Annotated in this window: 8 protein-coding genes (1 of these 8 running past the window's edge); 6 read left to right on the forward strand and 2 right to left on the reverse strand. The window is 27.1% G+C overall.

Going from position 1 to position 15,854, the window contains the following annotated elements:
* Together BLBCPU_RS01435 and rpsA are read right to left on the reverse strand one after the other, a co-directional pair.
* On the reverse strand, nucleotides 1-1,097 hold the 5' portion of the coding sequence (locus BLBCPU_RS01435) for a ribonucleoside-diphosphate reductase subunit alpha (protein ID WP_014246226.1). Its footprint begins 598 nt before the window's first position; the window shows 1,097 of its 1,695 coding nt (coding positions 1-1,097); the start codon lies at nucleotides 1,095-1,097; its stop codon lies beyond the left edge, outside the window.
* A 24-nt stretch (nucleotides 1,098-1,121) separates the two neighbouring features.
* Nucleotides 1,122-2,939: a 30S ribosomal protein S1 gene (gene rpsA, locus BLBCPU_RS01440; protein WP_014246227.1), complete on the reverse strand. Its 1,818-nt coding sequence runs from the start codon at nucleotides 2,937-2,939 to the stop codon at nucleotides 1,122-1,124.
* A 263-nt stretch (nucleotides 2,940-3,202) separates the two neighbouring features.
* Between rpsA and dnaE the strand changes: the two genes are divergently transcribed.
* The 6 genes from dnaE to carB all read left to right on the forward strand — a co-directional run bounded on the left by dnaE (nucleotide 3,203) and on the right by carB (nucleotide 15,854).
* Nucleotides 3,203-7,501 carry a DNA polymerase III subunit alpha gene (gene dnaE, locus BLBCPU_RS01445; protein WP_014246228.1) on the forward strand — a complete coding sequence of 1,433 codons (4,299 nt, stop codon included), beginning with the start codon at nucleotides 3,203-3,205 and terminating at the stop codon, nucleotides 7,499-7,501.
* Nucleotides 7,502-7,622: 121 nt separating this feature from the next.
* On the forward strand, nucleotides 7,623-9,395 hold the full coding sequence (locus BLBCPU_RS01450) for an argininosuccinate synthase domain-containing protein (RefSeq protein WP_014246229.1): 1,773 nt from the start codon (nucleotides 7,623-7,625) through the stop codon (nucleotides 9,393-9,395).
* Complete coding sequence (gene argC / locus BLBCPU_RS01455) at nucleotides 9,395-10,369, forward strand: N-acetyl-gamma-glutamyl-phosphate reductase (protein ID WP_014246230.1); 975 nt, start codon at nucleotides 9,395-9,397, stop codon at nucleotides 10,367-10,369. The genes BLBCPU_RS01450 and argC overlap by 1 nt, the downstream gene beginning before the upstream one ends.
* An 11-nt stretch (nucleotides 10,370-10,380) precedes the next feature.
* A complete protein-coding gene (locus BLBCPU_RS01460; protein WP_014246231.1) occupies nucleotides 10,381-11,514 on the forward strand; it encodes an aspartate aminotransferase family protein in 1,134 nt (377 codons plus the stop codon).
* Nucleotides 11,515-11,517: 3 nt separating this feature from the next.
* Nucleotides 11,518-12,591: a glutamine-hydrolyzing carbamoyl-phosphate synthase small subunit gene (gene carA / locus BLBCPU_RS01465; protein WP_014246232.1), complete on the forward strand. Its 1,074-nt coding sequence runs from the start codon at nucleotides 11,518-11,520 to the stop codon at nucleotides 12,589-12,591.
* Between the two features lie 44 nt (nucleotides 12,592-12,635).
* Nucleotides 12,636-15,854: a carbamoyl-phosphate synthase (glutamine-hydrolyzing) large subunit gene (carB, locus tag BLBCPU_RS01470; RefSeq protein ID WP_014246233.1), complete on the forward strand. Its 3,219-nt coding sequence runs from the start codon at nucleotides 12,636-12,638 to the stop codon at nucleotides 15,852-15,854.

Genomic DNA, 15,854 nt, shown 5'->3' on the forward strand with positions numbered 1-15,854 from the left:
TCAGATTTTACGGAAATAAAAGGAATCATTTTAGATTGTAAATAAGAATGCCAACCTAAAGCCCCCAATCCTAAGGCTCTACTTTTTTCAGCAAAACGAACAGAATCTTCTATCCCCCGAATATTTTTTCCTTTATTAATAAATTCTTGTAAAACAGAATCAAGAAATAAAATGGCATAAAAAACGGTATTAGTATTTTTCCATTCTACATATTTATATAAATTTAATGAAGAAAGACAACATACAAGAGTATGACTTTCATCTGTAGGTAACATAATTTCTGAACAAAGATTGCTATGATGTATTTTTAATCCATATTTTTTCCAATTATCCGGTATATTTTTATTAGCATTATCTTTAAAAAAAAGATATGGTTCTCCCGTTTTTACACGTTCTTTAAGGGTATTGATCCATAATAATCTTTCTTGTCCATTTTTTTTTAAAACTTTATCCATAAAAGAATTAGAAATAATTGCTCCCTGATGAAGATTATGACATTGTCGATTAATATCCCCTTTAGGTTCTCTTATTTTTAAAAATTCTGGATATTCTTTGTGTTCTATGTTTAGATAAATAGCTACAGCTCCTCTTCTTGTACTTCCTTGTTTACTAGCAATAATAGTACTATCGTATGATTTAATAAAAGGAATAATCCCATCCGAATATCCTAATGCTCCATTTTTTATAGGACTTCCAATAGGTCTAACTATACTAAAATCATAAGAAGTTCCTCCTCCATGTTTACTTAAAATAGCCATTTCTAAATTTTTTCTATATATCTCATACATACTATCACCAATCCGTCCAGAAAAACAACTAATAGGCAATCCTTTTTTTGTTCCTAAATTAACCATAACTGGAGTGGAAGGAATGAGCCATCCTCTCCATAGAATTTTAAAAAATTTTTCTTCCATATTTGGTTTTTTAAGAATTTTTGCAGCATTGATAGCCAACCTTTTATATCCTTCAAAAGGAGTTTCTCCATCTAATAAATATCCACCTTTAATTGTAGTTAAATACAGTTCATTATTAGCCCATACTGGTAAATCTTTTCCTACTTTCCATCCTTTTTTTTCTGCAATAGGGTGTGTTTCCATTTTTAATATTGAAATTTCCTTTTTTTACTTTTTTTCTTTTTCTATTTTTTCTTTTAATTTAGCTAATCCGACAATATCTCCAAGAGTAGATTTTTCGAATTTTCTATTTCTTATACGTTTTTCTTTTTTTTGATCTCTATCACGATAAATCGCTGTATGAGAAACTACAATTTTTTTAGTTTCTTTATTAAGATCGACAACTTTAAAATTAATTTTTTCTCCTTTTTTAAGAATACTTCCATCTTTTTTTTCTAATGAACGAAGTGGTGCAAATGCTTCTATTTCTTGATCACTAAATTGAATAGAGGCTCCTTTATCCAATAAATTTTCTATCATTCCATTATGAATACTCCCTACATAATAAATTTTTTCATATTTATCCCATGGATTTTCCGTTAATTGTTTATGCCCTAAATTTAATTTTCTAGTTTGAAAATCTAAAAAAAGAATAATTACTTCTAATTGATCATTAATATTGCAAAATTCAGAAGGATGTTTTATCTTTTTAATCCATGAAAGATCTTTTGTATAAATAATTCCAGATATTCCTTTTTCCAATTCTAAAAAAACTCCAAAATTAGTAAATTTTCGTATCAATCCCATATGTTTTGATCCTATAGGATATTTATTATGAATATTGATCCAAGGATCTGAAGTAAGTTGTTTTATACTCAAAGACATTTTTCTTTCTTGACGATCTATAGTCAATATAATAGCTTCTAATTCATCTCCTATTTGTACAAAATCTTGTGTAGAAGACAAATCGGAGGACCAAGACATTTCACTAATATGCAATAAAGCTTCTACACCTGGAATAATTTCTACAAACGCCCCATAATCAGCTAAAACACTAACTTTACCTTTTACTTTACTTCCTACTTTTAATTTTTCATCCAAAGAATTCCAAGGATGAGGTAGCAATTGTTTTAACCCTAGTTGTACACGATTTTTATCTTTATCTACACCTAAAACAACAAATTTTAATTCCTGTTCTAATTGAACTACTTCTGTAGGATGATTAATATGATGCCAGCTCATATCGGTAATATGCAATAAAGCATCGACTCCTCCTAGATCTACAAAAGCACCATAAGGAAGAATATTTTTTATTTTTCCTTCTAAAACTTGACCTTTATCTAATTTAGAAATCATTTCTTTTCTTTGCTCTTCAATATCTCTTTCTATTAAAACTTTATGGGATACGACAACATTTTTTGTTTTTTTATTAATTTTAACTACTTTTACCTCCATTGTTTTCCCAACATAAGTATCATAATCTCGAACAGGTTTAACATTAATATGCGATCCTGGTAAAAAACATTCAATCTCAAAAATTTCTACAATTAAGCCCCCTTTAGTTCTAGCAGCTACATAACCTAAAATAACTTCTTCTTTTGTATATGCTTGATTAATTTTTTGCCAATTTCTTAACGTTTTTGCTTTTTGATAGGAAAGAATACATTGCCCTTTATAATCCATTTTAACAATCATAACTTCCATATTACTTCCTACTTCAAAATTCAAATTTTCTTTAAATTCTCTAATTGGAATTGACCCCTCCGCTTTGAATCCTATATCTACAATAACATGATTATCCATAATATTTGTAACAATTCCCTTATATATTTCCAATTCATGGATATCTGGCAAAGTTTCTTCATATATTTTTTCCCACTTTTTTCTTTCTTCTTTTATCTCATTATTTAAATGAGTTTCGTATTTTGTCCAATCGAAACTTTTTTCTTTTTCCTGATATTTCAATTTTATGTTTCTATCACTACTATTGATCCTATCAGATGAATGAGTAGGTTTTTTTTTAGTTTCTTCTGTTTGATTAGACATATATTTTTATATTTTTTATAAAAAAAACCTAACTAATTAATATTTAATATTATACTAGGAATAGTATACATTCAAAATATCCACTATGATTAGGCCTATTGTTTAGGTTGTTTAGGAATACAAAACTAATAATTTTTCAGAACATAAAATTTTTGATTTTTTCTTTTATTTTGATATATTATAAAAAAACTTATTCCAAAAATTCATTATGATAGTGTAAATTGATTGATTTTATAAACTAATAAATAGTAAAATAAAAAATAATGTATCTTATTGTTGATACCGAAACTACAGGATTACCTTCTTCCTATAATCTTCCTATTACCAATTCCGATAATTGGCCAAGAGTAGTACAAATAGCATGGCAATGTCATGATATTTCAGGAAAAATAATAGAATTTAAAAATTTTATTATAAAACCGGATGGTTATGATATTCCTTATAATGCTTTTAAAATTCATGGAATTACTAATGAAAGAGCAGAAAAAGAAGGAAAAAATTTAGATTTTGTGCTGAATCAATTTAAGAAATCATTTGAAAAATCTAAATGTTTAATTGGACATAATTTGGATTTTGATAGAAAAGTTATTGAATGTGAATTTTTTAGAATGAAAAAAGAAATTTCTTTTCTTGAAAAGAAATTTTTAGATACTAAAGAAGTTTCTGTTAATTATTGCAAATTACCTGGTATTAGAAAAAAATTTAAATGGCCTACATTAACCGAATTATACTATAAATTATTTGGAATAGATTTATCTAATTTTCATCATAATGCGGAAAATGATGTAAAAGCAACCTCTCGTTGTTTTTTAGAACTTTTACGGATTGGAATTATATCCTATAATGATATTGGAATAGATGAATCCATCATCAAAAATTTTCGAGAATCTTTTCCAACTATTATTTCTTCCTCTATAGTTTTTTTAAATCCCCATAATAATCCCAAAAAAAATACAGAAAAAAAAATAGAAAATAAAATAATTAATAATAAGGAAAAATTAAAAAAAAAAAATATTCTCATATTCATAATCATACTTCTTTTTCTATTCTTTTTTTCAACTATGGATCTTTTTTCCATGATAAATAAAGCTATATCCTGTAATATGCCTGCTATTGGAATAACAGATTATGGAAATATGATGGGGAGTTTCCATTTTTTAAATATCATTCATTCTGTCAACAAAAAATATGCTTCATTGAAAAAATCCATAAAAGGAATTATTGGTTGTGAAATGTTTATTTCCGAAAATTATTTACAGAAAAAGTTTACTAAAGAAATACCGGATAAACGTTATCATCAAGTTCTATTATCTAAAAATAAAGCAGGATATCATAACTTATCCAAACTTTGTTCTTATGGATTTTTAGAAGGCCTTTATGGTGGAATTCCTAGAATAGGAAAAAATTTGATTGAAAAATATAAGGAAAATTTAATTGCTCTTACCGGAGATCTCAATGCAGAAATTCCACAGATTATTCTTAATCAAGGAGAAAGAAAAGCAGAAAAGGTTTTTCTATGGTGGAAAGAACTTTTCGAAGAAGATTTTTACATAGAATTATTACGTCATGGATTAAAAGAAGAAGACTATGTTAATAGGATACTACTTAAATTTTCAGAAAAATATCATGTAAAGTACATTATACAAAATAATACTTTTTATTTAGATCAAAAAGATGCTGATGTTCATGATATTTTGCTTTGCGTAAAAAATGGAGAAAAACAATCAACTCCTATAGGTATAGGAAGAGGGTATAGATTTGGATTTCCCAATAAAGAATTTTATTTCAAAAGTACAGAAGAGATGAAAGAAATATTTTCAGATATTCCAGAATCTTTTGATTTCTTAGATGAATTAGTCAGTAAAATTGAATTTTATAATCTATCACAAAAAATATTACTTCCAAAATTTCAGATACCAAAAAATTTTGAAATTCCTTTAGATAAAAAAAATGGAGTAGATATAGTAGGGGAAAATTCTTTTTTAAGAAGTATTACATATGAAGGGGCTAAAAAACGTTATAAAAATATAACTAAGGAAATAGAAGAAAGAATTCACTTCGAATTAAAAACCATTGAAAAAATTGGATATCCTGGTTATTTTTTGATTGTTCATAATTTAGTTTCTCAAGCTAGAAAAATGAATATTTCAGTAGGACCTGGAAGAGGGTCTGTGGCTGGATCTGTAGTTGCCTATTGTATAGGTATTACTGAAATAGATCCCCTAAAATATCATCTTCTTTTTGAACGATTTTTAAATCCAGATAGAATATCTTTACCAGATATTGATATTGATTTTGATGATCGAGGACGTGAAAATATTATTGAATGGGTAGTACAAAAATATGGAAAAAATAAAGTTGCACAAATCATTACATATTCAAAAATGGGGGCGAAATCTTCTATTCGAGATACTGCTCGGGTATTAAATTTATCTTTAAAAGATACAGATCGTATAGCAAAAATGGTACCTAATTTTCTATCATTAAAAGTTATTTTATCTTCGGAAGTATTAGAAAATAGAAATAAGGAAGAAATAGAAAATATCAAAAAATTGAGAAAAATTGCAGAAAATGAAGAAACTTTAGAGGGAAAAATTTTGCAAAAAGCAAAAAAATTAGAAGGATCTATAAGAAGTACGGGTATACATGCTTGTGGAATCATTATCAGTCCATACGATATAAGAGAATATATTCCAGTTTCTATTTCTAAAGAATCCGATTTATTGTTAACACAATTTGATAACAATGTAGTAGAACATGCTGGATTATTAAAAATGGATTTTTTAGGATTAAAAACTCTTACTATTATTAAAGATTCCTTGAATCTTATAAAAAAAAACATCAATATTACAGAATTTTCATTTTCTATAGAAGATTTAAAGACTTATTCTCTTTTTCAAAAAGGAGAAACCGTAGCTATTTTTCAATATGAATCTCCAGGAATGCAGAAATATTTACGCCAACTTAAACCTGATAAATTTGATGATTTAATTGCAATGAATGCATTATATCGACCTGGACCATTACAATACATTCCTAACTTTATTTCCAGAAAACAGGGAAAAGAAGAGATTACCTATGATTTACCAGAAATGAAAGAATTTTTAAAAGAAACTTATGGGATAACTATATATCAAGAACAGGTTATGTTAATATCCCAGAGAATAGCAGGTTTTAGCAAAGGAGAAGCCGATTTACTTAGAAAATCTATGGGAAAGAAACAAAAAGAGGAACTAAATAAATTGAAAAATAAGTTTCTTAATCAAGCTATTAAAAAAGGATATCCCAAAAATATATTAGAAAAAATCTGGAAAGATTGGGAGTATTTTTCTTGCTATGCTTTTAATAAATCTCATGCTACCTGTTATGCTTATATAGCATTTCAGACAGCTTATCTTAAAACGCATTTTCCCTGTGAATATATGGCTTCTGTATTAAGTAATCACATGGACAATATTAAACAGCTCACTTACTTTATAAAAGAATGTAAGCGTATGGATCTATCGATTGTAGGTCCCAATATTAATGAAAGTGATGATTTTTTTAAAGTAAAAGATAAAAATTGTATTCAATTCGGTCTTAGAGGAATAAAAGGTATAGGAGAAAATTCTGTAAAAATGATTGTTCAGGAAAGAAAAAAAAATGGACCATTCACTTCTATTTTTAATCTGGTCAAACGTATTAATTTACGTATAGTGAATAAGAAAACTTTAGAAAGTTTAGTTTTATCTGGAGGATTAGATCAATTCCATTTACGTAGAGAACAGTATTTCCACTTTGAAGAAAAAAGTAAGTTAAGTATTTTAGAAAAAATCATTCAATTTGGATCTAAATACAAGAAAATAAACAAAATAAATAATATTTCCAAAAAAAATATGGAAATAGAAAAACCCAGGATTATTGAATGTAAACCATGGAGTAATCTATATAAATTATATAAAGAAAAAGAAGTATTGGGAATTTATGTGACTTCACATCCTTTAGATGATTATTTTTATGAAAGAAAATATTTTACAAATATATCTTTAGACCAATTAAATAAAAATGAACAAAAACTTATAGGAAAAAAAATATATATATGTGGAATTTTATCTAAAATTGAAAAAAAAATATATATCAAAAGTGGAAAAAAATATGGAATTTTTTTATTAGAAGATGATCATTCTTCTAAATTATTTCGTATTTATGGACAACAATATTTAAAGTATGAACATTTACTATTTAGTAATAGCCTATTATATTTATATATTTTTATGGAACCCTCTAAAGAACGAAAAATACATATATTTCATATCGAAAGTCTACAAAATGTTTTAAAAAAATTTTCCCATAAATTGGTAATTAGGATAAATATAAAAAACTTAGATAGCATAATTATTAATGATCTAGAAAAATTATTTTCTGAACAACCAATAGGATATAAAAAGCTGAATATTCTTCTTTATGATAAGGAAAATCATATTTCTTTAAATTTTGAATCAAAAAAGTATGGAGTTGACATTAATTCCAGTTTTTTAAAAAAGTTGGAAAAAATAAAAGGGTTAGATTTTGCTTTGAATTAAAACTTAATTAATAAGACTTTATTAAATTTACACTTAAAATAATAAAGTAAATATTATGAATTCACTTTTTTATAAATCAATAAATTACATTTTTTTTTAGTAGTTATTGGTTTTTTTTAAGATGAGAATAAAAGTTAGAGTATCTCATGAAGAGGATACAAAATATGCTTCCTTAATTTGCAAAAAAATCCAAGAATCCGCAAAAATTAGAGGAACTGGTATTGCTAAAAAAGATCCAGAATATATTAAATCAAAAATGATTAATGGAAATGCCGTAATGGCTTTCTATAATGGAAAAATTGCAGGTTTTATTTACCTTGAAGTTTATCAAAATAAAGAATTTGTTGTTAATTCTGGTTTAATTGTTTTTCCTGAATTTAGAAAAAAAGGATTAGCAAATATTATAAAAATTGAAATATTTAAACTTTCTAGAAAAAAATTTCCAAATTCTAAAATTTTTAGCATTACCACCAGCCATTCCGTGATTAAAATGAATACAAAATTGGGTTTTAATCCTGTTTCTTTTAGTGAATTAACTAATTCAGAAGAATTTTGGAAAGGATGTAAAAGTTGTGCTAACTTCGATATATTAACCAGAAATCAAAGAAATATGTGTCTTTGTACAGGTCTTTTATATAAACCATCTGAATCATCTTATGAAGATAAAAACGTTCAAAAAAAAAACATAGATAATTTAATTCGTGGGGATAAAATTATTTTAGCCTATAGTGGTGGATTAGATACCTCTTATTGTTTAAAATATCTTCTACAAAAAGGATACAATGTGCATACGGTGATTATTAATACAGGAGGATTTAAAGAAGAAGAATTGAAAAAAATTGAAGAAAGAGCTTTAAATATTGGATCTCAATCCCACAAAACCATCGATGCTATAGAAGATTATTATCAAAATTGCATAAAATATCTGATATTTGGAAATATTCTTAAAAACAATACATATCCACTTTCAGTAAGCTCCGAAAGAATTTTTCATGCTATTAAAATTGCACAATATGCGACTTTTATTAAGGCAAAAGCAATTGCTCATGGAAGTACAGGAGCAGGAAATGATCAAATTAGATTTGATATAGCTTTTCAAATTATTTGTCCAGATAAAATTACTTTATCCCCAATAAGAGATTTAAGAATTTCCCGAACTGAAGAAATTCAATATTTACGAAATAGTGGTATATCCATTTGTTGGAATGAGGCAGAATATTCTATTAATAAAGGAATTTGGGGAACTAGTATAGGAGGAAAAGAAACTTTAACTTCTTATCAAGATTTTCCAGATGAGGCTTATCCAACTAAATTAAGTAGAAAAAAAAGTGAAAATCTAGAATTAGAATTTGAAAAAGGAGAATTAGTAAGTGTTAATAAAGAAAAGGGAAAAGCTATAAAAAATATCCTAAAAATTGAAAAAATTGCCTCTCAATTTGCTATAGGAAGGGGGATACATATAGGAGATACTATTTTAGGTATTAAGGGGCGAGTAGCATTTGAAGCTTCTGCAGCTATTATTATTATTAAAGCACATCATTTATTGGAAAAGCATATTCTTACAAAATGGCAACTTCATTGGAAAGAACAATTATCCAATTGGTATGGAATATTACTTCATGAAGCTCAATATTTAGATCCTGTCATGCGGGATATAGAAATGTTTTTAACAAGTACCCAAAAAAGACTTACTGGAACCGTATATATAATTTTACATCCTTATAGATTTCACTTAATTGGAATTAAATCTAAATTTGATTTAATGGAATCTAATATGGCTAAGTACGGAGAAATGAATTATTCTTGGACTGCAGAAGATGTTAAAGGATTTACAAAAATATTGAGTAATCAAATGAAAATGTATCATAATTTAAATAAAAATAAAAAAAAATAATGATTGAAATAGGAATTATAGGAGGTACTGGATATACTTCGGGAGAATTAATTAGATTAATAATTAATCATTCAAAAGCAAGGATTAATAGTGTGGTTAGCAGAAGTAAACCAGGAAAATTAATTCATTCGGTACATCAAGATTTATTAGGAGAAATAGATGATTTGAAGTTTACTGATTCCTTAAGCAAAAAAATTGATGTAGTATTTATATGTTCCGGCCATGGACAATCTATCAAAGAATTAAAAAATATATCCGAAAGTATAAAAGTAATTGATCTTAATCAAGATTTTAGAATTATAAATCATTCAGTTTTCAGAAATAGAAATTTTATTTATGGATTACCAGAATTACAGAAAGATATCATTAAAAAATCTAGTAATATTTCTAATCCAGGATGTTTTTCTACAGCTATTCTTTTAGCTATTTTACCTTTAGCTAAAGAAAAATTATTAAAAAATGATATTCATATAAGTGCAATAACTGGTTCCACAGGATCTGGAAAAAGAAATCTCGATACAAATCATTTTAGCTGGAGAAATAATAATATTTCTTCTTATAAAATATTTAAACATCAGCATTTACAAGAAGTAAAACAAACTATTCTTCAAATGCAAAATAATTTCCATTCGGAAATTTATCTTATTCCTTATAGAGGAAATTTCTCTAGAGGAATTATAGTTACTTTATATACTTATTCTAGTTTTTCTTTAGAAAAAAATAAGGAAATATATAAGGAATATTATAAAAATCATCCTTTTGTAGAAATATCGAACATAAATGTTGATGTAAAACAAGTGGTAAATACCAATAAGTGTATTTTGCATCTTCTTAAAGAAAAGGATCAACTGATTGTTATAAGTGTTATAGATAATATGATAAAAGGAGCTTCTGGACAAGCTATACAGAATATGAACCTTTTATTTAATTTAGATGAAACTTGTGGTTTAAAATTAAAATCCATTCGTTTTTAATAGAAAAAAAAATGGAACTATTTGACGTTTATCCAGTTTTAGATATAGAATTAACCAAGAGTAAAGGAATCTATGTTTTTGATAAAAAAGGACATATGTATTTAGATTTTTATGGAGGACATGCAGTCATTTCCATTGGTCATTCTCATCCATATTATATAAGATCCTTAACAGAACAAATTCATAAGATATCCTATTATTCAAATAGTGTTTTTATTTCTCAAAAAAAAGAATTAGCCTATTTACTTGGCTGTATTTCAGGATATGAAAACTATTCGTTATTTCTTTGCAATTCTGGTTCTGAATCTAATGAAAATGCATTGAAAATAGCTTCTTTTCATACAGGAAAAAAAAAAGTTATTGCTTTTAAAGGGGCATTTCATGGAAGAACGAGCGGTAGTTTATCCGTAACGGATAATCATAAAATTATATCTCCTTTTAATACGCAACATAAAACTATATTTGTAGATTATAAAGATCTTAATTCCTTAGAAAAGGAATTAAAAAATGGTGATATTTGTGCCTTAATCACGGAAGGAATACAAGGGGTATCTGGAATTATAGATCCTGGTTTAAATTATTTTCGTAAATATTGGGAACTTTGTATAAAATATGACACAATTTTTATTATTGATGAGATTCAAAGTGGATATGGAAGAACTGGATCTTTTTTTTCTCACCAATTATATTCTATAAAACCAGATTTAATCACGATTGCTAAAGGTATGGGAAACGGATTTCCCATAGGAGGGGTTCTTATCCATCCTAAATTTAAACCATATTACGGAATGTTAGGAACTACATTTGGTGGAAATCATTTAGCTTGTGTAGCTGGTATTGCTGTATTAAAAATTATTCTCAAAGAAAATTTAATTGAAAATGCAAAAAAAATGGGAGAAATACTATTAAACGAATTGCGTAGGATTCCTAAAATAAAAAAAATAAGTGGTAGAGGACTTATGTTAGGGTTAGAATTTGATTTTCCTATTGATGATTTAAAAAATATTTTAATTTACAATGAAAAAGTATTTGTAGGAACATCCAATAACTCATATATATTACGATTGCTACCTCCACTTAGTATCAACCTAAGTCATATAAAATTATTTATTAAAAAACTAAAAAAGGCCTTATCATATATATAAAAAATGAAAAAAAATAATAGGAGTAAAAAGGCTATGCTTATATTGGAAGATGGAACTAAGTATGAAGCTTATCATTTTGGAGCTCCAGTTTCCTCTTCCGGAGAAGTAGTATTTAATACTGCTATGACCGGATATACGGAAAGTATGACGGATCCATCTTACAAAGGTCAAATTTTGACTTATACTTATCCTTTAATAGGAAATTATGGCATTCCTGCTCCATCTTCTAAAGAATCTATCCATGAATTTTACGAATCTGATAAGGTTCAAGTATCCGGCCTGATTATTTCATATTATTCCAACCGTCCGTATCATTGGAATATGTATACGACTTTATCTGATTGGTTAAAAGAAAATGAAATTCCTGGATTATATGGGATAGATACTAGATTTATTGCAAAAAAACTTATAAATAAAGGAGGATCCATGTTAGGTAAAATTTTAATAATGGAACAAGAAAATATTCCCTTTTATGATCCTAATAAAGAGAATCTTTCTAAAAAAGTTTCTACCTCTAAAAAAATCATATATGGAAATGGAAAATATAAAATATTACTTGTAGATTTTGGATTAAAAAATAATATTTTACGTTGTTTATTGCGAAGAAATTGTACCATAATAAGGGTCCCATGGGATTATGATTTTACGAAGGAAGAATATGATGGACTAGTCCTTTCTAATGGACCTGGAAATCCCCATATTTATGAAAAACCTATCTCCTATATTCGTATTGCTATGAAAAAAGAACGACCTATATTTGGGATATGTTTAGGAAATCAACTTTTGGGTATTGCTGCAGGAGGATATACTTATAAACTTCAGTATGCACATAGAGGACATAATCAACCGGTTGTATTTATAGAAACAGGACAAAATTTTATTACATCCCAAAATCATGGATATGTTTTAGACACTACCAATATTTCTAGAGAATGGAAGATATTCTTTAAAAATTTAAATGATAACACTTGCGAAGGAATCATTCATGATTTTAAACCTTTTTTTTCGGTTCAATTTCATCCAGAAGCATCCAGTGGACCGACCGATACCGAATTTTTATTCGATTTTTTTTATTAATTTGATTGGATCTTCAAGAAAATTACAAAAATAGATAGTATGAAATGAAAATAGATAAAATACTTATACTTGGATCAGGTGCATTAAAAATAGGAGAAGCTGGTGAATTTGATTATTCTGGAACACAAGCTTTAAAAGCTCTTAAAGAGGAGGGAATTTATACTATATTGATTAATCCAAATATCGCAACTGTTCAAACTTCGAAAGAAGTTGCTGACAAAGTTTATTTTCTACCTCTCACCTTTTTTTTTATAAAAAACGTCATTGAAAAGGAAAAACCAAAAGGAATTTTTCTTTCTTTTGGAGGACAAACTGCATTAAATTGTGGAATAAAACTTTTTAAAGAAGGAATTATAGAAAAATATAAAATTCAAGTTTTAGGAACATCTATTGAATCTATAATGAACAGTGAAGATAGAAATCTATTTCGAAATCGGTTAAGTCGTATTAATATAAAAACGGCAAAAAGCTTTGTAGTCCATTCCATGGATCATGCCATATCCTATTCTTTAAAGATTGGGTTTCCTATTATAATTAGGTCTTCTTATACACTTGGAGGTTTAGGTAGTGGGTTTGCCAAAGATATTCATGATTTAAAGAAAATCGTCCGTAAAGCTTTCGATTACTCTTCTCAAGTTGTTGTAGAAGAATATTTAGAAGGATGGAAAGAAATTGAATATGAAATAGTTAGAGATAAATATAATAATTGTATTGCAGTATGCAATATGGAAAACTTTGATCCTATAGGAATTCATACTGGGGAAAGTATTGTGGTATCTCCTTCGCAGACTTTAACAAATTCAGAATATTATGGTTTAAGAAATTTAGCTATCCATATAGCTAGGGATTTAGAGATAGTTGGAGAATGTAATGTTCAATTTGCATTAGATCCTAGATCGGAAGATTATCGTGTTATTGAAGTGAATGCACGTCTTTCTCGTTCTAGTGCTCTTGCTTCTAAAGCAACTGGTTATCCATTAGCTTTTGTTTCTGCAAAATTATCTATAGGATATGGATTGCATGAATTAAAGAATTCGAATAAAAAAACTTATGCGTTTTTTGAACCCGCATTAGATTATGTAGTATGTAAAATTCCCAGGTGGGATCTAAATAAATTTTATGGTATTTCCAATAGAATTGGAAGTAGTATGAAAAGTATAGGAGAAGTTATGGCTATTGGAGGTTCGTTTGAAGAAGCCTTACAAAAAGGAATTAGAATGTTAGATATTGGAATGCTAGGATTCATAAATTCTAAAAAAAAAATTGGATCTACTCTTTTACTTAAGGAATTTTTGAAAAAACCAACTGATCAAAGAATTCTATTTTTAGAAGAAGCTTTCGAAAAAGGAATTTCTATAAAAGAAATACATGATCTTACAAAGATAGATCCATGGTTTTTATACCAGTTAGATAACATATTTCAAACAAAAAAAGAGATTTCTTCTTATAACGATTGGAGGGATATTCCAGATGAATTATTACGTCAAGCTAAGAAAGAAGGATTTTCTGATATGCAAATTGCTAACCTTTTTATTATTGATAATAAGGATCAAGATAATATTGATGCGATGGAAGAAAAAATAAGAAAATATAGAAAAGAAAAAGGAATTATTCCATATGTTCGAAAAATTGATACTTTGGGTTCTGAATATACATCAGATAAAAATTATTTGTATTTAACCTACCATTCAATTCAACATGACGTTATTTATGAAAAAGATTATAAATCTGTAATTACTTTAGGATCTGGTGTTTATAAAATTGGAAGTAGTGTTGAATTTGATTGGTGTTGTGTAAATACATTAAATACTATTAATAAAGAATCTTATAGATCAATAATGATTAATTACAATCCAGAAACAGTTAGCACAGATTTTGATGTTTGTGATCGTTTATATTTTGAAGAAATTACTTTAGAACGTGTATTAGATATTATTGATTTAGAAAATCCAAAAGGAACAATAGTATCTATGGGAGGACAAATTCCCAATAACTTAGTTTTAAAACTTTATCAAAAAGGAGTAAAAATTCTAGGGACATCTCCTATTTCTATAGATCAAGTGGAAAATAGATATAAATTTTCTAACGCTATGGATCTTTTAGGTATTGGACAACCTAGATGGAAAGAATTATCAGATTTTGATAGTATTTATCAGTTTGTAGAAGAAGTAGATTATCCTATATTAGTTAGACCCTCTTATGTTCTTTCAGGTTCGTATATGAATGTTATTTCCAATTATGAAGAACTACAGCACTATCTTATTCGTAATAAAAAATCGGTGGATCATCCATTGGTGATCACAGAGTTTATTAGAAATGCCAAAGAAATGGAATTAGATGCTGTTGCTCAAAATGGAGAGATATTATATTATGCTATATCAGAACATGTAGAATTTGCTGGAGTTCATTCAGGAGATGCTACTTTGGTATATCCTCCACATAATTTATATTTATCTACATTAAAGGAAATCATACGTATATCTAATAAAATAGCAAAATATTTTAATATATCTGGACCTTTTAATATTCAATTTTTATCTAAAGAAAATGAAGTAAAAGTAATTGAATGTAATTTGAGAGCTTCTAGGAGTTTTCCTTTTGTATCAAAAATATCTAAGTTCAATATGATAGAACTCGCAACTCAAGTACTTCTTGGAAAGAAAAAAAAGAAAAAGGATCCTAATTTTTTTACTACTAATTTTTTAGGGATAAAAGCCTCTCAATTTTCTTTTTCTAGGTTAAAAGATGCAGATCCTATATTAGGTGTAGATATGACTTCAACGGGAGAAGTAGGATGTTTAGGATATTCCTTTGATGAAGCTCTTTTAAAATCTATGCTTTCTGTTGGTTATACTATTCCAAAAAAGAATATTCTTATATCTAGTGGTCCGATGGATTCTAAATTAGATTTGTTAAATATGGTTAAACTTTTGCATAAAAAAAGATATATATTATTTGCTACAGAAGGAACAAATAATTTTTTTTCCGATTGTGGAGTCCCATCAATAAGAGTTCATTGGCCAAATGAAAGAAAATATCCTAATGTAATTGACTTGATCAAAGATAGAAAATTCGATCTTATTATCAATATTCCTAAAAATTTAAGTAAATTCGAGTTAGATAATGATTATGCGATAAGACGTTTTTCCGTAGATTTTAATATTCCTCTACTAACTAATACGCGCTTGGCAAAAGCTTTTATACAAGCTTTTTGTAATTTATCTATGGATAAACTATCCATAAATTCTTGGGATGAATATTAA

The sequence above is a fragment of the Blattabacterium sp. (Cryptocercus punctulatus) str. Cpu genome, assembly GCF_000236405.1.
GTDB classification, from domain to species: Bacteria; Bacteroidota; Bacteroidia; order Flavobacteriales; family Blattabacteriaceae; genus Blattabacterium; species Blattabacterium punctulatus.